Raw genomic sequence first — 23,269 nt, forward strand, 5'->3', positions numbered from 1 at the left:
CCGGGCAGGCTTACCGGAACGTGAGCAGACTTTCCCTCGTCGTTCGGATCGGGGACACTCAAGGCCACGGTCAGGTCCAGCTGTGCCGTGGACTGCCCGGCTCGGTCGAAAGGGAGCGACAGACTCTGATGCCCTCACCCCATTTGGCCGAGAGCGACGCCGACGGTCTTGCCCTGATGGCCTACCTGGGCTGGCTGCGCCGCCGTTGGTGGATCCTGCTGCTCGCCGCGGTCCTCGGCCTGGGCGGAGGGGTGGCGCTGAGCCAGATCCAGGAGGCGCGCTACACCTCGACCACCTCGCTGCTGGTGCGCCCGCTCGGCTCGGGCGCGGAGAACAACCCCAACGCCAAGGTCAACCTCGACACCGAGGCCCAGGTGGTCCGCTCGCTCGTGGTGGCCGAGCGGGCCAAGGCGCTGATGAAGGTCGACACCGGGGCCGACCAGCTCGTCAAGTCGGTGACCGTCAAGGTCCCGCCGAACAGCCAGATCCTCCAGGTGGCGTACGAGGCGAACAGCCCCGAGGGCGCCCAGTCGGGCTCGCACGCGTTCGCCCAGGCCTACCTGGACCTGCGCAAGGCCACCGCGCAGAAGTCGCTGGAGAACGAGACCAACGCGCTCAAGCAGCAGATCGCCGACCTGCAGAAGCAGTTGAGCGCGATCGCCGGGCGGATCGCGGCGGCGCCGTCCAACTCGCCCGAGCGCGAGCGGGCCGACGCCGACCGCCAGCTCGTCACCAACCAGATCGGCCAGCTGTACAACCGGCTCAACCCGCTGACCGCGGCCGGCTCCGACCCCGGCGAGATCATCTCCGACGCCCGGCTGCCGGAGCGGCCCAGCTCGCCGAACCGCACGCTCAACCTCGCCAGCGGCATGGGCGCGGGCCTGCTGCTCGGCATCGTGCTGGCGCTGGTGCTGGACCGGCTCGACACCCGGATCCGCCGCGGACGCGACATCTCCGACCGGGTCGGCCTGCCGCTGCTGGTGGAACTGCCCTCGCGCGCGCTGTCGCTCGCAGTCCTGCCGGCCACCCACCGGGCCTCCCGCGAGCTGGGCCGGCTGCGCAACGTGCTGCTCTCCGCGGTGCCCGAAGCGGCACAGGGCGGGCGCGGGCGCCAACTGCTGCTCTGTGAGGCCTCGTCCGGCGCCGCCGCCGGGTTCGTCGCCGCCAACCTCGCCGCCTCGTACGCCCGTACCGGCCAGCAGGTCGCGCTGATCACCACCAAGCCCGACTCGGCGGTGGGCGCCATCACCGGCGTGGCCGAGGGGCGGCACAGCCTCGCCTCGGTGCTGCGCCGCGACGTGCCCCCGCTCAAGGCGCTCGCGCCGGTGCCGGGGCTGGGCCAGCTCCGGGTGCTGGTGCCGGGCGACTTGGACGCCGATGTCGAACTGCCGGTCGCCGGGCTGCTGGAGATCCTGCACGAGCTGTCCGCGCGCTTCGACCACGTGATCATCGAAACCCCGCAGCCCACGTTCGCCGTGGAGGCCCAGGCCCTGGGCCGGTACGTCGACGCGGTGATCATGGTGGCCGAGGCGGGCAAGACCCGTAGCGGTGAGATCACCGCCGCCCTCCAGCAGTTCGAGCAGGTGAACGCGCCGGTGATCGGCGCCGTGCTGGCTCCGCGCCTGCCCGAACCGCCCGCCGGCGCCACCCGCCCGGCGACGTCCGGTGGGTCGAACGCGTCGAGCGCCCCGGCTGCCCCGGCCAACCGGCCCAAGCCCCGGCCCAGCCCCGGCCCGTCCGCCGAGTCGACCATGGTGCTGCCGCGCATGCAGTCGTCCCGGCCCGCCCCGGCGAAGCCGGCCGCTCCGGCGCCGCAGATGCCCGGCAAGGCCACCCCGCCCGCCGCTGGAGGCAAGCCGGTGCCGCTCAACGGCACCGGCGGCACCTACCGCTCCCGGGGTGACGGCGACGGCCGCAGCTACGCCCTCGACTCCGGCGAGGACCTGGGGTGAACCGTCGGCAGATGCTCCGCGCCGCCATCGCCCCCGCCGTCGTCCTCGGCGTCGGGACCGGGTGCAGTGAGCCCGAGCCCAAGCCGGGCAAGGTCCAGGTGGTGGACCCGGGCGACGTCACCGCCTCGCCGTCCGCGGCCAGCGCCTCGCCGACCCTGCCCAAGGGCCCGCTGACCGGCGCTCCGGTCAGCACCCCGGCCGCGACGACCCGCCAGGCGGTCGCGGTGCCGCTGCGGGTGAGCCCCGCGACCACACCGGCCGGCCTGGACGCCGCCGACCTGGTCTACGCCGAGTTCGCCGAGTCGGACACGCTGCACCTGACCGCGGTGTTCCACTCCAAGGACGCCACCAAGATCGGCCCGGTCACCGAGATCCGGCCGGTCGACATCCGGTCGCTCACGGTGCTGCGCCCGTTCGTCGGCTACAACGGCGGCCCCACCGGCTTCCTCACCCAGTTCGAGAACTCCGACCTCAACGGCGTCACGCCCGACGACGACAGCAAGGTGTTCTCCGGCGACTACACGTCGACCGCCGCGCTGCTCAAGGCCGCCCCGAAGGGGGGCCAGCCGCCCCCTGCGCCGATCGACCACGCCACCGACGGCGAGGCGCTCGCCACCCGCGACCTCGCGCCCGCCACCGAACTCACCGTCACCGTCTCCGGCGGTCCGCCGATGGTCTGGCGGTACGACCAGGCGAAGTCCGTCTGGGCCGGCAAGATCGGCAAGGTCACCGTGACCGCCGCCTCCGTCATCGTGCTGACGATGGAGTACCGCACACTCGACGTACGCAACCCGTCCCCACGCTCGCTGCCCTCGGCGAACGTCTTCGGTGAGGGCGCGGTGCTCGCCGTGTCCGGGCCGAACAGCGCCAAGGGCCGGTGGCGCAAGCCCGGCCTGCCCCTGCTCTGCACGCTCGCCGACACCGGCGGCGACCTGCTGCGCCCCCAGCCCGGCAACGCGTGGGTCATCTACGCGCCGACCACCGCCAAGGTCTCCGTGAAATGAGCACCGCCACCCCGCCCCGTACCGCGCGCGGGTCGGTTCCGCTCGCCGCGGTGTCGCCCGGCGGGAACCGCCTCCGCCCGGTGCGGGTACGGCCGGAGGGCTGGTCGTGGCGGCTGCCGACGGCATGGCCGCTGATCGCGGTCTTCCTGCTGTACCCGCTGTGGTGGGTGCTCGGCGTGTCGAGCTTCGTGTTCGTCATCTTCGCGGTGCCGATGGTGGCGCAGATGCGCAAACGCGGCCCGGTCCGGGTGCCGCCCGGCTTCGGGATCTGGATGGTCCTGCTGCTCTGGGTGTTCCTGTCCGTGCTCACCCTCGACCTCACCGCGCCGAACACGCTGCCGCCCGGCGGCAGCGGCAAGTACATCGGCTGGGGCATCCGGCTGGCCAACTACGTCGCGATGACAGTGACCATGCTCTACGTCTACAACCTGCGCGAACGGGAGCTGTCCCAGCGGCGGATGGTGCGGCTGTTCGGGTTCATGGGCGTGGTCGTGGTGCTCGGCGGCTGGATCGGCTCGCTCTTCCCGAACCTCAGGTTCGTCGCGCCGCTGCGGTTCGTGCTGCCGCAGTCGATCGCCGGCCACCCGTACGTCACCTCGCTCATGGAGATCAAGTTCGCCCAGGTGCAGCAGGTGATCGAGGGGGAGGCCAGCTCGCCCCGCCCGTCCGCGCCGTTCACCTACACGAACTCGTGGGGCCAGAACACCGCGATCCTGCTGGTCTGGCTGATCGTCGGCTGGGTGGTGCTGGGCAAGCCGCTGCGCCGTACCGCCGGCGTGGCCATCGCGCTGGCGGCGATCTTCCCGATCGTCTACTCCCTCAACCGCGGACTCTGGATCGGCCTCGGCATCGCCGCCGCGTACGTGGCGCTGCGGCTCGCGCTGCGCGGCCGGATGGTGGTGCTCGGCGGGCTCGCCCTGGCGGTCGGACTGATCGGCGTGCTGATCGTCGCGACCCCGCTCGGCCGCACCTTCGACGAACGCCTGCAGAACGGGCACAGCGACGACATCCGCACCACCCTGTCGCAGGGCGCGGTCCGGGCGGCCAACCAGTCGCCGATCCTCGGCTACGGCGGCAACCGGGCGCTGATCGGCAGCAACCGGTCGATCGCCATCGGCAAGTCCGAGGACTGCAAGCAGTGCGGCAACCGGGAGCTGGGCAGCAACGGCCAGGTCTGGGCGCTGCTCGTCGGGCAGGGCTGGGTCGGCGCGATCTGCTACAACGCGTTCTTCATCTACTGCATCTGGCGCTACCGGCGCGACCACAGCGCCATCGGGATCGCCGGCACGCTCGTGCTCATCCTCATGCTCTTCTTCCAGTTCACCTACGGTGCGATGGAAGCAACCCTCGCCTACGCCCTGATCACTGTCGCCCTGCTGGCCCGCAACGACCGGATCCGCCGGTCGCTCGCGCCCGCGCCACCGCAGGGCACGATCGCCGGGCTACGGGCCCGGCTGGAAGCGACCGGTGACCGCTGATGGTGTTCCGCGTACCCCCGGACGGCGACGGCCGTGCCGCGTACCTCGGTGAACTGGCCGGGCTGATCTGGCCCGCGCCGGCCGAGCCCAGCCTGCGCCGCGGCGGCGCCGGCTGGGTGGTGGTGCCCTCGGCGGCCCGCCCCCGGCTGCTCGTGCCCACCGGCTCCGGCCGGGCGGCGGCGAGCGCGGTCCGGCACTCCACCGAGGCCGTCGGCCGCAAGGCCAAGCTGGTCCGGCAGGGCCTCGCCACCGCGTTCCGGCTCGGTCTCGGGCCGCTCGTCTTCCGCGACCGGCTGGTCGTCGACGGCGGCGGGCTGGACGCGCACCTGGCCGAGGTGCTGGGTGAGCCGGCGCTGGTCAGCCTGCACATCGGGCCGGCCCGCGCGAACCGCAAGCCGGTGCTGCAACTGCTCGCCCCGGACGGCCGGGCCCTCGGGTACGCGAAACTCGGCGTCGACCCGCTGACCCGCGCGCTCGTGCACGCGGAGGCGGACGCGCTGCGCCGCCTCGCCGAGGTGCCGCTCGGCCCGGTGGTCCTGGCCGGGGTACGCCACCACGGCGACTGGCACGGGCACGCGCTGCTCGTGCAGGAGGCGCTGCCGGTGCGGCTGCCCCGGGCCGCCCCGGCCGCCGCGCAGGCGGCCGAACGCGCGGCCATGGTGGCGGTCGCCGGCTGTCTCGGCGTACGCCGGGAGTCGTGGGCGGCCAGCGGGCACGCGGCCCGGCTCACCGCCGCGGTGGACGCGCTCGGACCCCGGCCGGAGGCCGGGCGGCTGCGCGCGGTGCTGAAGTCCGTCGCGGACGCCGACCCGGTGGTCGCCTTCGGCGCGTGGCACGGGGACTGGAACGGCGGCAACAGCGCGGTGCTCGCCGACGGCCGGGTGCTGGTCTGGGACTGGGAGCGGTTCGAGGCGGACGTGCCGGCCGGGTACGACGCGCTGCACCTGGCGGTGCAGGGCGCGATGAGCCACGACGGGGTGGAACCGGTCGAGGCCGCGCGTGCGCTGATCGCCGGCTCCGGGGCAACCCTGGCACCGTTCGACCAGACCGGTGGGGGCGCCGATCTGGTCGCCGTGCTCTACCTGGTGGAGCTGGCTGCGCGCTACCTGCGCGACCGGCAGGCGGAGGCGGGTGCGCGACTGGGGCACGTCGACACCTGGCTGCTGCCCGCCGTGGAGGAACACCTGGCCCGCCGGGCCCGGTGAGAGTGAGGAGTGGGGACGTGACGGTGGCCAGGGAGCAGGCGCTCCGCGCGGTGAAGTCGGTGAGCCGGACGGTCGGTCGGTTGACCGCCGGTTCACGGATGGTGCCGGGATTCCTGATCGTGGGGGCGCAGCGCTGCGGCACCACCTCGCTCTTCAAGACGCTCTCGCAGCACCCCGGCGTGCTGCCGCCCGCGTACCACAAGGGCGTGCACTACTTCGACATGGACTACCACCGGGGGATGAACTGGTACCTCGGGCACTTCCCCACCACGGCCAAGGCCGAGGCGGTCAAGGCCCAGATCGGGGTACGCGGGATCACCGGCGAGTCCAGCCCGTACTACATGTTCCACCCCCTGGCCGGGCAGCGCATCGCCAAGGACCTGCCCTCGGTGAAGCTGCTGGTGCTGCTGCGTGACCCGGTAGAGCGGGCGTACTCGGCGCACTCGCACGAGCTGGCGCGGGGCTACGAGACCGAGTCTGACTTCGAGCGGGCGCTGGCGCTGGAGGAGCAGCGGACCGCGGGCGAGCGGGAGCGGATGATCCGCTCGGCCGCGTACGCGAGCGAGCACCTGCAGCACAACGCGTACCTGGCCCGGGGCCGCTACATCGAGCAGCTGGAGCGGCTGGAGGCGCTCGTCGGGCGGGAGCGGATGCACGTCATCGACAGCGACGACTTCTTCGCCGACCCGCGCCCGTCCTTCGACGCGGTCTGCGACTTCCTCGGGCTGCCCCGCTGGGCGGACATCGCGTTCGGCAAGCACAACTCGCGGTCCCGTTCGCCCATGTCGGCGGAGCTGCGGGCCCGGCTGGAGGACCACTTCGCCCCGTACGACGAGCGGCTGGCGGCGTGGTGGGGACGCGTGCCGTCGTGGCGGCGGTGACCCGGCCGGACGCCGGCGGCACCCCGACGCTCACCGCACCGCCGCCCGGGCCGGGCGCGGGGCTCGGCGGCGCGGCCCGGCAGGGCTTCGCGAACCTGGTCGGTGTCGGCCTGGCCGCGGTGGCCGGGTTCGGGCTCAACATCGTCATCGCCCGGGGCTGGTCCGTCCGCGAGGCCGGCATGTTCTTCGCGGCCACCAGCGCGTTCATGATCGCCGCGTCGGCGGCCCGGCTCGGCACCGACGTCGGCACCGTCTACTTCGTCAGCCGCCAGCGCACGCTGGACCGCCGCGACCAGATCCGGGGCACGATCCTGGTCGGGTTGCTGCCGGTGCTCGCGGTCGGCGCGCTGCTCGGCCTCGCCGGCTGGCTGGCCGCGCCGGCGCTGGCCCGGGCCACCATGCCGGAGGCCGGGCCGGAGGCGGTGACCGCGCTGCGCATCCTGCTGGCGTTCGTGCCGCTGGCCGCGCTCAACGACTACGCGCTCGCCGCCTGCCGGGGCTTCGGCCAGATGCGCCCGCTGCTGACAGTGGAGCGACTCGGCCGCACGCTGGTGCAGTTCCTGGCCGTGGCGGTGGCCGCCTGGCTCGGGCTGTCCGCCACCGTCGCGCTGCCGCTGGCCTGGGTGGTGCCGTACCTGCTCGCCGCGGTGGTCGCGCTGTTCTGGCTGAGCCGGCTCGTCGGCCGGGCCGGGCGGCAGGTGACCCGGCCGGTGCCGGCGCGTGAGCTGGCCGGGCCGTTCTGGCGCTTCACCGGACCGCGCGCGGTCAGCAGCCTGGCCGCGATCGTGGTGCAGCGGCTGGACATCGTGCTGCTCAGCGCGCTGCGCGGGCCGGCCGAGGCGGCCATCTACACGGCGGCGACCCGGTTCCTGGCGCTGGGCCAGCTCTCCAGCGTCGCGCTGTCCAGCTCGGTGCAGCACCGGCTGGCCGCCGCGTTCGCCCGCAACGACCGGGCCGAGGCGGGCCAGCTCTACCAGGTCGCCACCGGCTGGCTGGTGATCCTCTCCTGGCCCGCGTACCTGATCTTCGCGGCCTTCGCGACGCCGATGCTGGCGCTCTTCGGCGCCGGTTACGCCGACGGCCGCCGGGTCGTGGTGCTGCTGGCGCTGACCATGCTGCTGGCCACCGGATGCGGCATGGTCGACATGGTGCTCAACATGGCCGGGCGCACCGCGTGGACGTTCTACAACGCGATGACCGGCACCGTGCTCAACGTGGTCGGCAACCTGCTGCTCATCCCGCGGTTCGGCATCCTCGGCGCGGCTCTGGCCTGGACGATCTCGATCCTGGTCACCAACCTGGTGCCGCTGACCCAGCTCTGGTGGTCGATGCGGCTGCACCCGTTCGGCGCCGGCACCCGTACCGCGATGGCGCTCGCCGTCGTGGCGCTGGGCCTGCCGCTGGGCGCGGCGAGCCTGCTCGACGCCACGCCGCCGGTGCTCGCGCTGGTGAGCGCCGTCGGCCTGGCCGCGTACGCGGCGGGTGTCTGGCGCTGGCGGCGCACGCTGAACCTCGACGCGCTGCGGTCCCTTCGCCGCGGCCGCAACCGCGCCGGGTCGGACCCGGCCGCCCAGTCCTGACCGATCCTGCGCACCGATGGGACCTTCGATGACCAGCGACTCCCCCCTCGCCCCGCACTCCGGGCTGTCCACCGTGAAGGCCGCGAAGCTCGCCGCGGTCGGCCTGCTGGCGGACCGCAAGGAACGCCGCGAGCTGGAACGGCCGGTGGAGGCGGGCAACCGCCGCCTCACGCTGAAGGTGGAGCGCCCGATCTTCATCCTGGGGGCCCCGCGTTCCGGCACCACGTTCCTGGGCAGTTGCGTCGGCGCGCTGCCGGACGTGTCGTACCACTTCGAGCCGCGCCTGACCAAGGCGGTCGCCCGCTGTGTCTACGAGGGAAGCTGGACGCCGCAGCGGGCGGCCCGCTACTTCCGGGGCTACTACGGCGCGCTGCTCGCCGCGTCCGGGCACGGTGGACTGCGCTTCGCCGAGAAGGACCCGGAGAACTGCTTCATCGTGCCGTTCCTGACCGAGGTCTTCCCGGACGCGGTCTTCCTGCACGTCTACCGGGACGGCCGGGACGTGGCGGTGTCGCACGCCGAGCAGCCCTGGCTGAACGCCGCGTCCACCGGCACCGGTCGCAGCGGCCGGGGCGGTACGCCCTGGGGCGCCGCGCCGCGGTTCTGGGTGGAGCCGGAGCGGCGCGACGAGTTCACGCAGGTCTCCGACCTGGGCCGGTCGGCCTGGATGTGGCGGCGCTTCACCAGCAGCGCGCTCACCCAGCTCGCCGAGCTGCCCGCGGACCGGGTGCGGCACCTGCGCTACGAGGAGGTCGTCACCCGGCCGGCGGAGGCCGCCGAGGTGGTCGCCGACTTCCTGGAGGTACGCGACCCGGCCGGCCGGGCGGCGTTGCACGCCCGCTTCGCCAAGGCCCGGCCGGGCTCGGTGGGGCGCTGGCGGCAGCGACTGACCGAAAAGGATCTGGCCGATGTGCTGGCGCAGGCCGGACCGCTGCTGACCGAGCTCGGCTACCCCGCCTGAGCGCTCCTCCCCGGGTAGAGTGCCAGGGGTCGCCCGCCCGGCCCGGCGTGCCTCTCCGCTCACGCGGATCCGTCAGGGCCCCACCGTGGCCGGCGACCGTCCTGGGGAGAGGTTGCGGTGGTACGACGGTTACGACTGACGATGGCTGCCGTGCTGGGCCTGGCCTTGCTGGCACCGGCCGTGACGGCCTGTGAGATCGGCTCCGAACGGTCCGACGAGGGGACCACGGCGGCGCCGCCTCCACCGACCGTGACGCCGCGGACCGCGCCGGTCCGCACCACCGGCCGCGGGCCGGAGCCGCCGGAGCAGGGCGCCTGGCTCGGCACCTGGGTCAAGCCGCAGTACCACACCGCCACCGGGCGGGCCGCCGCGTTCGACGAGTTCAACCGGGCCGCCGGCGGCACACTCGCCATCGCGCACATGTTCCACGAGTGGAACGAGCCGTTCCCGGGCGCCAGCGAGCGGGCGTTCCAGGCCCGGGGCAGGCTCCAGATGATCTCCTGGCAGGGCACCGACACCCGCTCCACGGTCAGCGGCATCTACGACACGCTGATCCGGGAACGCGCGCGCGACGTCAAGGAGTTCGGCGTTCCGGTGCTGCTGCGCTACCGGTGGGAGATGGACCGGCCGAACCTGGCCGCGAGCATGCACTCGCCGGAGGACTACGTCGCCGCGTGGAAGCACGTCCGCGGCATCTTCACGGAGATGGGCGTCACCAACGCGGCCTGGGTGTGGTGCCCGCACGCGGACGGCTTCGCCGAGCCGCAGCGCCGGGCCGCCGCCTACTACCCCGGCGACGACCAGGTCGACTGGCTCTGCGCCGACGTCTATCCCAGCCCGGAGTGGAACAGCTTCTCCAATCGCATGGACCACTTCATGGCGTTCGCCAAGAAGCACCCGCGGCCTGTCGTCATCGGCGAGTTCGGCCTGACCCAGGACGGGCGTCCGGGCCAGCGGGCCGACTGGATGCGCGAGGTCGGGCCGTACCTGAAGAAGCACCCGCAGATCAAGGCGGCGGTCTACTTCGCGGCGAAGCAGACGCAGAAGCCGATTTACGACAGCACGTTCGGCGACGACCCGGAAAGCGAGAAGGTCTTCCGGGAGATGGCGACGGATCCGTACTTCCAGCCGCCGATGCCCGACCTGAGCGTCCCCTCAGGGACACCCTCCGTGTCCGGCGAGTGATAGTCGCTCGTCTTTTCGTGCGACCCGGGCCGTTTCCTCGGCCAAAAAGGCCGATCCCGGGTGGACGCGCGACCGGCGAATGCGAGAAGGTATTGCTCTCACGTCTGCGGTCGGTCGAGTGACGCCCCGCCTCAAGTCGGCACCGGCCACGATCGCAGCGCCTCCGACGTATTCCCCCCGGAGTAGCCTGTGGCTTCCTCGATCCTGAGACACCGCTCGGTGTCCGCCTTCGGCGCTGCCGTACTCGGCATCGCCACCCTGTTCACACCGGTGCCGGCGCTCGCCGCGCCGACCACCGCGCCCGCGCCCGACCACAGCACGATGGTCGGCGAGGTGCCGTCGGACAAGACGCCGAACATCAACGACGGCAACGTGGTGGCCATCCACGACGCCGGCAGCAAGGTGATCGTCGGCGGCTCGTTCACCAACGCGCAGAACCGGGGTTCCTCACCCACTCCGGTCGACCGGCGCGGGCTGCTCGCCTTCGACAAGGCCACCGGCAAGATCGACAATGCGTTCGCGCCGGTGCTGGACAACGACGTCACCGCCATCATCGCCGGCCCGACCCCGGGCACCGTCTACGTGGCCGGCAAGTTCAACAAGGTCGGCGACAAGAACTTCCGCAAGCTGGCGCTGCTGAACGTCGCCGACGGCACCCCCGTCGAAGGGTTCAAGGGCCCGGCGTTCAACGGCACCGTCAGCGACATCGCGCTCGTCGACGGCCACCTGCTCGTCGGCGGCATCTTCACCACCGTCACCGCGACGACCAACCGCAACGGGCTGGCCTCGCTGAACCCGACCACCGGCGCGGTGGACGACTACCTCACCGTGGCGCTGACCGAGAACCACAACTGGACCCCGACCAACAACGGGGCCTCGGCCGGTGTGGGCGTGGAGAAGTTCACCGTCTCGCCGGACGGCAAGCACCTCGTGGTCATCGGCAACTTCAAGAAGGCCGACGGCGTCGTGCACGACCAGATCGTGCGGATCAACCTCGGTGAGAACTCCGCGACCATCGCCGACTGGAACACCGACAGCTACGCCGCGGCCTGCAAGTACACCGCGTTCGACTCGTGGGTGCGCGACGTCCAGTTCTCCCCGGACAGCAAGTACTTCGTGGTGGTCACCACCGGCGCGTCCTACCCCGGCACGCTCTGTGACTCCGCAGCCCGCTGGGAGACCGACGCCACCGGCGCCGGCCAGAAGCCGACCTGGACGAACTTCAGCGGCGGCGACACCTTCCTCTCCGTCGGCATCAGCGAGAAGGCCATCTACGTCGGCGGCCACTTCCGCTGGTCGAACAACCCGCTCGCCCGGGACAAGGCCGGACCGGGCGCGGTGCCGCGTGCCAGCATCGCCGCCCTCGACCCGGTCAGCGGCCTGCCGCTGTCCTGGAACCCGGGCCGCCACCCGCGCGGCTACGGCGTAACCGAGATGCTGGTGACCCCGGAGGGGCTCTGGCTGGGCAGCGACCAGGAGTACATCGGCGACTTCGACTACCAGCGCAAGCGGCTCGCGTTCTTCCCGCTGGCCGGTGGCAACGCCCCGCACTCGACCAGCACCAAGGGCCTGCCGGGCAACGTCTACCAGGCCGGTCGCGCGGCGCAGACCGAGGTGCTCTACCGGGTCAACGCCGGCGGTCCGGCCATCCCGGCCACCGACGGCGGGCCGGACTGGGCCGCCGACAGCGAGGCCTCGCCGAGCCCGTACCACAACACCGGCAACAGCGTGACCACGTACCCGACGAACGCCACGTTCGACGCCACCGTGCCGGCGAGCACGCCGGCCACGCTGTTCAACTCGGAGCGGTGGGACGAGTCGACCGCGCCGGACATGCAGTGGGACATCCCGGTCGCGGCCGGCACCCGGATCGACGTCCGGATCTACATGGCCAACCGCTGGTCCGGCACGAGCAAGCCGGGTAACCGCAAGTTCGACGTCAGCGTCGACGGCGTGCTCAAGCTGAACGACTTCGACCCGGTCGTGGCCGCCGGTGGCACCGACCGCGGCACGATGCAGTCGATCTCCCTGGTCAGCGACGGCGTGGTCGACATCGACTTCGGCCGGGTGGTCCAGAACCCGCTGGTCCACGGCATCGAGATCGTCAAGACCGCGCCCACCCCGGACGCCTCGGACGTGCTCTACCGGGTCAACGCCGGTGGCGACCAGATGGCCGCGCCGAGCGGGCCGGCCTGGGCTGCGGACACCGCCGCCGCGCCGAGCACCTACCACAACACCGGCAGCCAGGTGACCAGCTACACCACCAACGCCGCGCTCGACGCCACCGTGCCGGCCGGCACGCCGGTGGAGCTGTTCAACTCGGAGCGGTGGGACGAGTCGACCGCGCCGGACATGCAGTGGGACTTCCCGGTTCCGGCCGGCACGCCGGTGCAGGTGCGCCTCTACCTGGCGAACCGCTACGCCGGTACCGCCACCGCCGGCAAGCGCAAGTTCAACGTCAGCATCGACGGCGTCGTCAAGCTGAGCAACTTCGACCCGATCACGGCGATCGGCGCAACCAACCGGGGCACCATGCGGGCGTTCCCGGTCACCAGTGACGGCAACATCGACATCGACTTCGGTCGCGTCCTGGAGAACCCGCTGGTGCAGGCCATCGAGATCGTCAAGCTGCCGCCGGTGCCGCCGTCCACCACGGTGGACAGCATCACCAAGCGGACGTACGACGGCGCGTCCTCGGTCGGCAACGCGATGTCGGTGCCGAACGGCGACAACACCGGCTGGTCGAACATCAAGGGCGCGTTCTGGGTCGGCGGTGACCTGTTCTACGGCGTCGGCGGCGACCTCTACAAGCGCTCGTTCGACGGCACCGAGTTCGGCACCGCGAAGAAGCTGGACCCGTACCACGACGCGAAGTGGGACCTGGTCGTCACCGGCTCCGCGCCGGAGGGCTCCACCTACGCCGGCATGACCGGCAACTTCTCCGCCGAACTGCCGAACGTGACCGCGATGTTCTACTCCAAGGGCCGGGTCTACTACTCGCTGGCCGGTCAGAGCACGCTGTTCTGGCGCGGGTTCGCGCCGGACACCGGCACCGTCGGCGCCGAGCGCAACACGGTCACCGGCACCACCGGCTTCGCCGACGCGGGCGGCCTGTTCCTGGACGGCGACACGCTCTACGTCGTCTCCCGGAGCACCGGCAACCTCGCCTCGATGGCGTGGTCGGGCGGCGTGCCGACCGGTACCGCCACGGTGCGCAGCGGTCCAAGCGTCGACGACGTGGACTGGCGCGGCACCTCGGTCTTCGTCGGCCCCTGACGGGCGGCACGACCGAAACAGAACACACACGACGATGGCCCGGCCGGTATCGGCCGGGCCATCGCCCTTCTCCGGCGCCCGTCGCGCCGGCCCGGTTCAGCTCCGGGTCGGCGCGTGCTGCCCCGCCCAGACCCGCATCAGATCCCGTACCGAGATCACTCCAGCCACCTCACGCCCGTCGAGCACGACCAGGTGCCGGAAACCGCCCCGGGCCATCGCCGCGGCGGCCTCCTCGACCGTCCAGTCCGGGCCGGCGTAGACGACGTCCCAGGTCAGGTGCGCGCCGGTGCGCTCGACATCCGGGTCGAGCCCGGCACCGATCGCCTTCAGCACGTCGCGTTCGGTCATGATCCCGACCCCTTCGGAGTCCGGGTCGATCACGACCGCCGACCCGACACCGCGGGCCGACATCATCCGGGCCGCCTGCCGGAGCGTGTGCTCCGGCCCGACCACGAGTACCTCGCTGGACATCGCTTCGCGTACCTGCATCACACATCACCCCTGTGGGACGGCGACTGAGTACGGACATGGTGGGCCCTCTATGCGTACCGGGACAAGGACGGGCATCGCCGGAGGCGGCGCGGATGGCTACTGTCGGAGGGTGCCCACCGAGCCCCTGCGCTGCGCCGGCGCGCTGATCGTCGACGACGACGGCCGCATCTTCATCCAACGCCGATCCCCCGACCGACGCCTCTTCCCGAACTGCTGGGACATCGTCGGCGGCCACCTCGAACCGGGCGAGGAGATCGACGACGCGCTGCGCCGGGAGGTCACCGAGGAGACCGGCTGGTCCGTGTCGCACGTGCTCGGCCTGGTCGGCGAATACCGTTACACCGCCGACGACGGGCTGACCCGGGTGGAGACCGACTTCCTGGTACGGGTGGACGGCGATCTGAGCCGCCCTCGGCTGGAGGCCGGCAAGCACACCGAGTTCCGCTGGCTGGCGGAGTCGGACGTCGACCTGCTCGACGAGCACCGGGACGTCAACGACGGGCTGATCCGGCGGATCGCCGAGGACGGCTTCGCCGCGCTGCGTTCGATCGGGCTGACGGGCTGAACCACTGCCGGTCGGCGCCCGGCGATATCCTCGCCGGGTGGAATCGGGTCGAGAAGAGGAGCGTGTCGGCATGATCGGGATGGTGCTCGCCGCGGGAGCGGGGCGCCGGCTGCGGCCGTACACCGACACCCTGCCCAAGGCCCTGGTGCCGGTCGACGGGGAGACCACCATCCTCGACATCGCGCTGCGCAACCTCGCCGAGGTGGGGCTGAACGAGGTCGTGATCGTGGTCGGCTACGCGGCCGACGCGGTGCGGCAGCGCCAGGCCGCCCTGGAGGAGAAGTACGGCGTCACGATCACCCTGGTCCACAACGACAAGGCCGAGGAGTGGAACAACGCGTACTCGCTCTGGCTGGCGCGCGAGTACTTCTCCCGGGGCGTGTTGCTCGTCAACGGCGACACCGTGCACCCGGTGAGCGTGGAGAAGACGCTGCTGGCCGAGCGCGGGCCGGGCATCCTGCTCGCCGTGGACACGCTCAAGCCGCTGGCCGAGGAGGAGATGAAGACCACCTTCGACGCCGCCGGCCAGCTCACCCGCATCACCAAGCTGATGGACCCGGGCGAGGCGTACGGCGAGTACATCGGCGCGACGCTGATCGAGCCGCAGGTGGCCGAGCCGCTCGCGGACGCGCTGGAGGCGACCTGGCGGCGCGACCCGAACCTCTACTACGAGGACGGCTACCAGGAGTTCGCCGAGCGCGGCGGCGAGGTGCGGGCGGCCCCGATCGGTGACGTCTCCTGGGTCGAGGTCGACAACCACGCCGATCTGGCCCGGGCGCGGGAGATCGCGTGCCGCTACTAGCCCGCAGCGTCCTCACCCCGCTGCACATCGACGTGCGGCGGGGCGCGGTGGCCGACCTGGCGGCGATCCTCTCCGACGGGCGGATCTCCGCCGGCGGCGACGTCGCCGTGGTGGTCGGGCCGGGGCAGGGCGAACGGATCGCCGAGCTGATCCGGCCGTCGTTGCGCTCGGCCGACGTGTTCACCGTGGCCGGGGGGACGCTGGACGCCGCCGACGACCTGGGGACGAAGCTGCGCGCCCGGTCGTACGACGCGGTGGTCGGCATCGGCGGCGGCAAGACGATCGACGTGGCCAAGTACGCGGCGACCCGGCGCGGTCTGCCGATGGTGTCGGTGGCGACGAGTCTCGCCAACGACGGCATCGCCTCCCCGGTGGCGAGCCTGATCACCGAGGGCCTGAAGGGGTCCTACGGGGTGCACATCCCGATCGCGGTGATCGTGGACCTGGACTTCGTGGAGGCCGGGCCGGAGCGGCACAACCGGGCCGGCATCGGCGACGTGGTCAGCAACATCAGCGCGCTGGCGGACTGGGAACTGGCCCGGCGGGTCCGCGGTGAGCGGGTCGACGGGCTGGCCGCCTCGCTGTCGCGCGCGGGCGCCGAGGCGGTGCTCAACCACCCGGGTGACATGAACGACGACGGCTTCGTCACGGTGCTCGCCGACGCGCTGATCTCCAGTGGCCTGGCGATGGCGATCGAGGGCACCAGCCGGCCGTGCAGCGGCGGCTGCCACGAGATCATGCACGCGATCGACGCGCTCTTCCCCGGCACCGCCTCGCACGGCGAGCTGGCCGGGCTCGGCGCGCTGTTCTGCACGTACCTGCGCGGCGACGAGCGCCGGTTCGCCGAGATGACGGCCTGCCTGACCCGGCACGGGCTGCCCCGGCTGCCTGCCGAGGTCGAGCTGACCGACGACCAGTTCGTGGAGGCGGTGCAGTTCGCGCCGGCCACCCGGCCGGACCGTTACACCATCCTCGAACACCTCGCGATGTCCGCTACCGAGACGCGGGAGCGGCTGGCAGACTACGCCGGTGCCCTCCGCGACCACATTGGCTGAGCCCCGTCCCACAGTCGCCGACTTCCACCGGGTCAACCGGGGAGGCGGCTTGTTCAGCGAGTCGATCAGTCAGTGGATCGGGGCGGCCTTCGCGCTTGCCGCCCAGCGCCTGGGGTTGCGCCCGACCGCGCTGACGCTGGCCAACCTGGTGCTGGGGCTGGCTGCCTCGGTCACCGTGGTGGCGCTCGCCGACGACGTCGCCGCCGGCACCGTTGCGGCCTGGGCGGTCGGGCTGTTCGCGCTGGTCGCGTGGCAGATCGCGTACGCGCTGGACTGCGCCGACGGGCAGCTCGCCCGGGTGACCGGGCAGGGCAGCGCGGCCGGCGCCCGGATCGACGTGCTCTGCGACGTGGCCGCCCAGATCGCGCTGGTCGCGGCCATCGGCGCGACGGCGGTGGCGCAGCGCCCGTCCACGCCGGTGTGGCTGGTGGCGGTGTTCGCCGGCACCTGGATGGTCAACCTGGTGACGTCGGTGATGCAGTCCGGGCCGAACGCGGCCAGCATGGTCACCTCGACGTCGCTCCCGGTACGCCTGGTGAAGCTGGTCCGCGACTACGGTGCGGTGATCTTCGTGGCCGGTCTGGTGCTGGCCTTCGCGCCCGCGCTGGCGTTCTGGGTGATGGTCGCGTTCACGATCGTCAACGGTGGCTTCCTGCTGGCGAGCATCGCCTTCTCCGCCCGCGCCTCCCTGCGGTAAGGAAGGGCCCCTTCTTAACGCCTCGTGCATAAAAAGGGGCCCTTCCTAACACCCGGGCTCAGCACACCTGGGCTCAGCACACCTGGGCTCAGCGCGCGGGGCGGCCTCCGGGGGCGGCCAGGCCGGCGTAGATGTCGATCAGGCGCTTGGTGATCACGTCGGGGTGGAACGTGCGCTCGTAGCGGGATCGGGCCGGACCGGCGAGCATCCCCGCCTCGGCGGCGGCCAGCGGCAGCGCGGCGGCCAGCGCGTCCGCCTCCGGCGCCACCACCCAACCCGCCTCGCCGCGCTGCACCCCGACCGGCAACGCGACCAGCCCGTCGCCGGGCGCGGCGGTGGCCACCTCGGCCGGGCCGGTGCCGGCGGGCTCGCGCGGGCCGTCCGCGCCCACCAGGTACGGGATGCCGCCCAGCGCGGTGCCGAGCACCGGCCGCCCGGACGCCAGCGCCTCGATGATCACGGTGGGCAGCACGTCGTGCCAGGTGGAGGTGGCCAGCACCACGGAGCTGTCGGCCAGCGCCGCGCGTACCCCGGAGCGGTCGAGCTGGCCCAGGTAGAGCACGTCGGGCCGCTCCGCGGCGGCCGCCTCGGCGAGCGGGCGCAGCTCGCCGTCACCGGCGATGCGCAGCGGGCCGAGCGCACCCACCGGATGCCGCCGCCACGCGGCGAGCAGCAGGTCCAGCCCCTTCTCCGGGCTGAGCCGCCCCATGAAGAGGAAGCCGTTCCCGACCGGCGCCGGTGTGCCCGGGTCGGGTACCGCGTTCGGCTTGACCACGATCCGCTCGTCCGGGATGCCGTAGTCGCGCAGATGATCAGCCACAGCCGTGGTGAGCGCGATGTACCGGTCCACCGACTTCCAGGTCGGGCGGTGCACGGCGAGCGTGGTCGCCATCAGCGCGCTCTGCGCCCGCGAGTTGCGGTAGCAACGGTGCACGATCGCCGGCACGCCCAGCGCCCGGCCCCGGCAGTCCTGGCAGATCACGCCGTCACGGAAGTACAGCCCGGAGGAGCAGACCTGCCGGTAGTTGTGCACCGTCTGCACCACCGGCACCCCGCGCTTGTGCGCGGTCCGCACCACCCACGGCGAGAGCAGAGGGTACGGGTTGTGCAGGTGCAGCACGTCCGGCCGGTGCTCGGTGAGCAGGCGGTCGAGGTCGTGCTGGGCCTTCGGGGCCCAGATCGGCGAGATCGGCAGCAGCGCCTTGGCCGGCTTGGACATCGACGGGATCTCGTCGGAGCTGCGCAGGAACGGCAGCACCTCCACGCCGGCGGCGGTGAGCTGGGCGATCTCCGCGTCGACGATGGTGTTCTCGCCGGAGGGCTGGGCTTCCCGGTACCGGTTGTGCGCCACCACGATTCTCACGGGAAAGAAGGCTACCGTTGGACGATGCCCGAACTTCCGGAGGTGGAAGCGCTCGCCGGTTACCTGCGCGAGCGTGCGGTGGGCCGCCGCGTGGAGCGGTTCGAGGTCGCCGCGATCAGCGCGCTCAAGACGTACGACCCGCCGCCGAGCACTGTCGCCGGCCGTACGGTCACCGGTGCCGGCCGGTACGGCAAGTTCCTCGATGTCCGGTTCGACGAGGGACTGCACCTGGTGGTCCACCTGGCCCGGGCAGGCTGGCTGCACTACCGGGAGGCGTTCCCGGCGGCGACCCCGCTGCGGCCCGGCAAGGGCCCGATCGCGGTGCGGGTACGCCTCGACGACGGCTCCGGCTTCGACCTGACCGAGGCGGGCACCCAGAAGAAGCTGGCCGCCTATCTGGTCACCGACCCGGCGCTGGTGCCGGGTGTGGCGAAGCTCGGGCCGGACGCGCTGGAGGCGGATCTGCCGACCTTCGCCGAGCGGCTGCGCAGTCGCCGGGGCCAGGTGAAGGGCGTGCTGACCGACCAGTCGGTGCTCGCCGGGGTGGGTAACGCGTACTCCGACGAGATCCTGCACGCGGCGCGGCTGTCGCCGTTCGCGATCACCGACCGGCTCACCGACGACCAGCTCGCCGGCCTGCACGCGGCGACGCGCACGGTCCTCGGCGACGCGGTACGCCGGTCGATGGGCCAGCGGGCGGCGGAGCTGAAGGGCGAGAAGCGCTCCGGGCTCAAGGTGCACGCCCGCAAGGGCCTGCCGTGTCCGGTCTGCGGCGACACGGTGCGTGAGGTCTCGTTCGCCGATTCGAGCCTCCAGTACTGCCCCACATGTCAGACCGGCGGGAAGCCGCTGGCTGACCGAAGGTTGTCCCGTCTCGTACGGTGAGTAACCGCACCCGGCGATTACTGAGTGGAATCGACCCGGGATCACCGAAGGTCCGGGTCCGCCCCTCTACCCGAGTGGTCATCCATCGGTATAGTGGCTCGGTCCCCGGCTTCACAACTGATTCGGAGCCGGCCAGATCTCACCGAGCACCAGCGGCACGGCTTCTTCGCGGGGGCCGGTCCGGGCCGGGCCCGCGTGGGAGACTGGGACGGTGAGCGACCCGGATCCTCACGGCGAGTGAGGGTGCGGGTCATGCGGGAGGACATGGGTTGAGGTGACGACAAGCCTCCAGCGCCCGGTAACCGACAGAGGCCGGAGCAAGAGCGTGCGGCACGTCGACAGCTTTGAGATCCAGCCGCCGACTCCGCCGTCGCACAACGGCGTACCCCGGTCGGCGTGGGCCCGCGCCCGGCGCCGGGTCTCCCGGTGGCACCGGCCCTACATCCTGTTCCTGCTGCTGCTCGACTTCGGCGCGGCGGCTCTGGCCAGCTTCCTGGCCGTGCAGATCTTCGAGCAGGCCGACTCGGGCTTCCGCAACTCCCCGCAAGCCTGGTTCTACACCGTGGCGTTCGTGCTCCTGCCGCTCGGCTGGCTGCTCTTCCTCTGGGGCAACCGGGCCTACGACCGGCGCTACCTGGGGCTCGGCCCGGACGAATTCAAGCGGGTGATCCGGGCCGGCGTGGCGGTGGCGGCGGCGGTCTCGTTCATCGCCTTCGCCACGAAGACCTACTCCCTGTCCCGGTGGACGGTCGGCTTCGCGCTGCTCGGCGCGATGTTGCTGATCGTGCTCGGCCGCATGATCGCCCGGGCCGCCCTGCACGGGCTGCGCCGCCGGTTCGGGCACGCCGGGCACCGGATGGTGCTCGTCGGCACGCTGCCCGAGTGCCTGGAGGTCTACACCACGGTCACCCGGCACCCGTCGGTCGGCCTGATCCCGGTGGCCATCCACCTCACCGACGGGTACGCCGCCGCCCGCGGCCTGGAGACCCCGGTGCCGGTGTACGCGGGCCGCGACGTGCTCGCCCTGGTACGTGAGGTCGGCGGCGACACCATCGCGGTCTGCGGCTCGGCCAGCGCCGAGCCGGGCGAGCTGCGCCGCCTGGCCTGGCAGCTGGAGGGCTCCGGCGTCGACCTGGTGGTCGCGCCCCAGCTCACCGACATCGCCGGTCCCCGGGTGCACATCCGCCCGATCGAGGGCCTGCCGCTGCTGCACGTCGAGGAGCCGACCCTGTCCGGGCCGGCGCTGCTGGTCAAGAACCTGATGGACCGGGTGGCCGCCGGCCTGGGCCTGCTGATGCTGGTCCCGCTCTTCGCCGCCATCGCCCTGGCCATCCGGATCTCGGACCCCGGGCCGGTCTTCTTCCGCCAGCCCCGCGTCGGGCACGAGGGGCGGACGTTCCGGGTCTGGAAGTTCCGGACCATGTACGTCGACGCCGAGGAGCGGCTCGCCGGTCTGGTCGACCGGAACGAGACCGACGGCATGCTGTTCAAGATGAAGCAGGACCCCCGGGTCTTCCCGGTGGGCCGCTTCCTGCGGGCCACGTCGCTGGACGAGCTGCCCCAGCTGATCAACGTGCTGTGGGGCGAGATGTCGCTCGTCGGCCCGCGCCCGCTGCCCGCCGACGACGGCGACTTCCTCGGCGACGTACGCCGCCGGCTGCTGGTCCGGCCGGGCATGACCGGGCTGTGGCAGGTGTCCGGCCGCTCCGACCTGTCCTGGGACGAGGCGGTCCGGCTCGACCTCTACTACGTCGACAACTGGTCGCTGGCGTACGACCTGAGCATCCTGTGGCGGACCGTGGGCGTGGTGCTGGCCCGCAAGGGCGCGTACTAGCGCTACCGGGCCGGCACCCGGCAGGATCGCTGCGTGGGTGGCAACCTCTCCGCCGTCTTCGCCGTCGTCTCGCTCGTGACCGCGTTGGCGGCGGCGCTCTGGGCGGTGCTGCGGCTGCGTGGCCGACGGGGCATCGCCACGGCGACGCAGCGCGCCACGTACGAGGTGCTGCACACCGCCGGGCTCGCCGCCGAGCCGCTGCGCGCCGGGCTGACCGCCGCGGACGCGGCGAAGGCCGTACGCCATCTGCGGGCCCTGGTGGGCGCGGCCGGGCTGGCGCTGACGGACCGGGACACGCTGCTCGCCGTCGACGGGCAGGGCGCGCACCACGGCGATCAACTGGTCGCGGCGGCCCGGCGCGCGGTCGGCAGCGGGCGTTCCACCGTGCTGGGCGAGTCGGAGCTGCGCTGCGACCTGGTCGACTGCCCGGTCCGCGGCGCGGTGGTGGCGCCGCTGCGCGCGGACGGCCGGGTGGTCGGCGCGCTGGTGGCGGTGGCCGGCGAGCGGCCGGCTCCGGGTCTGGTGCAGGCCACGCTGGAGACCGCGCACTGGGCGGGCGACCAGCTCGCCCTGGCCGAGCTGGAGTCGTCGCGGGAGCGGCTCGCCCGGGCCGAGGTGCGCGCGTTGCGCGCCCAGATCAGCCCGCACTTCATCTACAACGCGCTGACCGCGATCGGTTCGTTCGTGCGTACCGACCCGGAGCGGGCCCGGGAGCTGATCCTGGAGTTCGCCGAGTTCACCCGCTACTCGTTCCGGGCGCACGGCGAGTTCACCACGCTCGCCGAGGAGCTGCGCTCGATCGACCGCTACCTGACCATCGAGCGGGCGCGGTTCGGCGAGCGGCTCCAGGTGCGCCTGCAGATCGCCCCCGAGGTGCTGCCGGTGACGCTGCCGTTCCTCTGCCTGCAGCCGCTCGTGGAGAACGCGGTCCGCCACGGGTTGTCCCGCAAGCCGGGCACCGGCATGGTGAGCATCGAGGCCCGGGACGCGGGCGCGGAGTGTCACATCACGGTGGAGGACGACGGGGTGGGGATGGATCCGACGACGCTGACCGCCGGGATCGCCGAGCTGTCCGGGGCGGGCAGCGACCCGGCCGACGACCCGGGGCAGCACGTCGGCCTCTCGAACGTCGACGAACGGCTCCGGTCGGTCTTCGGGGACGGGTTCGGCCTGGTCGTCGAGACCGGCCTCGGCTCGGGTACGAAGGTGAGCATGCGGGTGCCGAAGTTCCACCCCGGCGTACGGGTTTCCTCGTGACGGGGTTCCTTCGGGTGCTGGCGGTGGACGACGAGCCGCCCGCGCTGGACGAGCTGGCGTACCACCTGCGCGCCGATCCCCGGGTGGCCCGGCTGCACACGGCGGGGGACGCGACCGAGGCGCTGCGGGTGCTCCGCGACGACGACGTGGACGTGGTGTTCCTCGACATCCGGATGCCGGGGCTGGACGGCATGGAACTGGCCCGGGTGCTGCGCCGGTTCGCCCGTCCGCCGGCGATCGTGTTCGTCACCGCGTACGACGACGGCGCGGTGGACGCGTTCGACCTGGGCGCCACCGACTACGTCCGCAAGCCGGTACGCGCCGAGCGGCTGGCCGAGTCGCTGCGCCGGGTGATCGGCTCCCGGGTGGTGCCGTCGCACCCGGCCGCGCTGGCCCGGGCGGAGGAGGATCCGACCATCCCGATCGAGCTGGCGGGCACCACCCGGATGCTGCCCCGTTCGGCGGTGCGGTGGGTGGAGGCGCAGGGCGACTACGCGCGCCTGCACACGGCGGACGGGTCGCACCTGGTCCGGGTCTCGCTGGCGACGCTGGCCGAGCGCTGGGCCGATGCCGGGTTCGTCCGGATCCACCGTTCGTACCTGGTGCAGTTGCGGCTCATCGCCGAGTTGCGGCTGGTCAACTCCGGCTACGTGGTGGTGATCGACGGATCCGAGCTGCCGGTCAGCCGCCGGCACACCCGGGAGCTGAAGGACAAGCTGGTCCGTGCCGCGAAGCAGGACTGGAGTCGCTGAGGGAGGGGTCACCGCAAACCCTGGCGTACAATGTACGGCAGACCG

Annotated in this window: 19 protein-coding genes; 17 read left to right on the forward strand and 2 right to left on the reverse strand. The window is 72.5% G+C overall.

All coding sequences use genetic code 11. The annotated features are described in order from the left end of the window. Positions 1-128: 128 nt before the first annotated feature. From PVK74_RS20440 to PVK74_RS20480, 9 genes are all read left to right on the forward strand, one after another. The gene (locus tag PVK74_RS20440) at positions 129-1,952 is read left to right on the forward strand and encodes a Wzz/FepE/Etk N-terminal domain-containing protein (protein ID WP_113974518.1); all 1,824 of its coding nucleotides are present in this window, start codon (positions 129-131) and stop codon (positions 1,950-1,952) included. After that, positions 1,949-2,956 carry a DUF3048 domain-containing protein gene (locus PVK74_RS20445; protein WP_064448109.1) on the forward strand — a complete coding sequence of 336 codons (1,008 nt, stop codon included), beginning with the start codon at positions 1,949-1,951 and terminating at the stop codon, positions 2,954-2,956. The genes PVK74_RS20440 and PVK74_RS20445 overlap by 4 nt, the downstream gene beginning before the upstream one ends. Then, positions 2,953-4,434, forward strand: coding sequence for an O-antigen ligase family protein (locus PVK74_RS20450; RefSeq protein ID WP_069089222.1), 1,482 nt, complete (start codon positions 2,953-2,955; stop codon positions 4,432-4,434). The genes PVK74_RS20445 and PVK74_RS20450 overlap by 4 nt, the downstream gene beginning before the upstream one ends. Then, complete coding sequence (locus tag PVK74_RS20455) at positions 4,434-5,639, forward strand: hypothetical protein (RefSeq protein WP_210883899.1); 1,206 nt, start codon at positions 4,434-4,436, stop codon at positions 5,637-5,639. Before PVK74_RS20450 ends, PVK74_RS20455 begins: the two co-directional genes overlap by 1 nt. Positions 5,640-5,656: 17 nt before the next feature. Then, positions 5,657-6,520: a sulfotransferase family protein gene (locus PVK74_RS20460; protein WP_043327762.1), complete on the forward strand. Its 864-nt coding sequence runs from the start codon at positions 5,657-5,659 to the stop codon at positions 6,518-6,520. Then, entirely contained in the window at positions 6,487-8,100 is a 1,614-nt protein-coding gene (locus PVK74_RS20465; RefSeq protein WP_043327761.1) for an oligosaccharide flippase family protein, read from the forward strand. Before PVK74_RS20460 ends, PVK74_RS20465 begins: the two co-directional genes overlap by 34 nt. A gap of 28 nt (positions 8,101-8,128) precedes the next feature. Next, complete coding sequence (locus PVK74_RS20470; RefSeq protein ID WP_043327760.1) at positions 8,129-9,061, forward strand: sulfotransferase family protein; 933 nt, start codon at positions 8,129-8,131, stop codon at positions 9,059-9,061. A gap of 141 nt (positions 9,062-9,202) precedes the next feature. Continuing rightward, positions 9,203-10,246, forward strand: coding sequence for a glycoside hydrolase family 26 protein (locus PVK74_RS20475; RefSeq protein WP_043327759.1), 1,044 nt, complete (start codon positions 9,203-9,205; stop codon positions 10,244-10,246). 189 nt (positions 10,247-10,435) lie between these two features. Then, complete coding sequence (locus PVK74_RS20480; protein ID WP_113974516.1) at positions 10,436-13,522, forward strand: malectin domain-containing carbohydrate-binding protein; 3,087 nt, start codon at positions 10,436-10,438, stop codon at positions 13,520-13,522. A gap of 96 nt (positions 13,523-13,618) precedes the next feature. On the opposite strand, the gene PVK74_RS20485 is transcribed toward PVK74_RS20480, so the two are convergent. Next, positions 13,619-14,011 carry a CBS domain-containing protein gene (locus tag PVK74_RS20485; protein ID WP_030499400.1) on the reverse strand — a complete coding sequence of 131 codons (393 nt, stop codon included), beginning with the start codon at positions 14,009-14,011 and terminating at the stop codon, positions 13,619-13,621. A 112-nt stretch (positions 14,012-14,123) separates the two neighbouring features. Between PVK74_RS20485 and PVK74_RS20490 the strand changes: the two genes are divergently transcribed. From PVK74_RS20490 to PVK74_RS20505, 4 genes are all read left to right on the forward strand, one after another. Further along, complete coding sequence (locus tag PVK74_RS20490; RefSeq protein WP_231915615.1) at positions 14,124-14,579, forward strand: NUDIX domain-containing protein; 456 nt, start codon at positions 14,124-14,126, stop codon at positions 14,577-14,579. Positions 14,580-14,649: 70 nt separating this feature from the next. Continuing rightward, a complete protein-coding gene (locus PVK74_RS20495) occupies positions 14,650-15,381 on the forward strand; it encodes a phosphocholine cytidylyltransferase family protein (RefSeq protein WP_274479297.1) in 732 nt (243 codons plus the stop codon). Continuing rightward, positions 15,369-16,436, forward strand: a complete 1,068-nt coding sequence (locus PVK74_RS20500; RefSeq protein WP_166456769.1) for an iron-containing alcohol dehydrogenase family protein — start codon at positions 15,369-15,371, stop codon at positions 16,434-16,436. The genes PVK74_RS20495 and PVK74_RS20500 overlap by 13 nt, the downstream gene beginning before the upstream one ends. Next, positions 16,411-17,133 (forward strand): CDP-alcohol phosphatidyltransferase family protein, encoded by a 723-nt coding sequence (locus PVK74_RS20505; protein WP_113974514.1) that lies wholly within the window; start codon positions 16,411-16,413, stop codon positions 17,131-17,133. Before PVK74_RS20500 ends, PVK74_RS20505 begins: the two co-directional genes overlap by 26 nt. A gap of 88 nt (positions 17,134-17,221) precedes the next feature. Here PVK74_RS20505 and PVK74_RS20510 read toward each other — a convergent pair whose 3' ends face one another. After that, positions 17,222-18,496, reverse strand: a complete 1,275-nt coding sequence (locus PVK74_RS20510) for a glycosyltransferase family 4 protein (RefSeq protein ID WP_274477023.1) — start codon at positions 18,494-18,496, stop codon at positions 17,222-17,224. A gap of 24 nt (positions 18,497-18,520) precedes the next feature. Between PVK74_RS20510 and PVK74_RS20515 the strand changes: the two genes are divergently transcribed. From PVK74_RS20515 to PVK74_RS20530, 4 genes are all read left to right on the forward strand, one after another. After that, entirely contained in the window at positions 18,521-19,381 is an 861-nt protein-coding gene (locus PVK74_RS20515) for an Fpg/Nei family DNA glycosylase (protein WP_030499405.1), read from the forward strand. A gap of 325 nt (positions 19,382-19,706) precedes the next feature. Then, positions 19,707-21,215, forward strand: a complete 1,509-nt coding sequence (locus PVK74_RS20520; RefSeq protein ID WP_064448099.1) for a sugar transferase — start codon at positions 19,707-19,709, stop codon at positions 21,213-21,215. 33 nt (positions 21,216-21,248) lie between these two features. Continuing rightward, positions 21,249-22,472, forward strand: coding sequence for a histidine kinase (locus PVK74_RS20525; protein ID WP_064448098.1), 1,224 nt, complete (start codon positions 21,249-21,251; stop codon positions 22,470-22,472). After that, positions 22,469-23,224: a LytR/AlgR family response regulator transcription factor gene (locus PVK74_RS20530; RefSeq protein ID WP_043327751.1), complete on the forward strand. Its 756-nt coding sequence runs from the start codon at positions 22,469-22,471 to the stop codon at positions 23,222-23,224. Before PVK74_RS20525 ends, PVK74_RS20530 begins: the two co-directional genes overlap by 4 nt. Positions 23,225-23,269 lie beyond the last annotated feature (45 nt).

This window comes from Micromonospora chalcea, from assembly GCF_028768405.1.
Taxonomy (GTDB): Bacteria; Actinomycetota; Actinomycetes; order Mycobacteriales; family Micromonosporaceae; genus Micromonospora; species Micromonospora chalcea.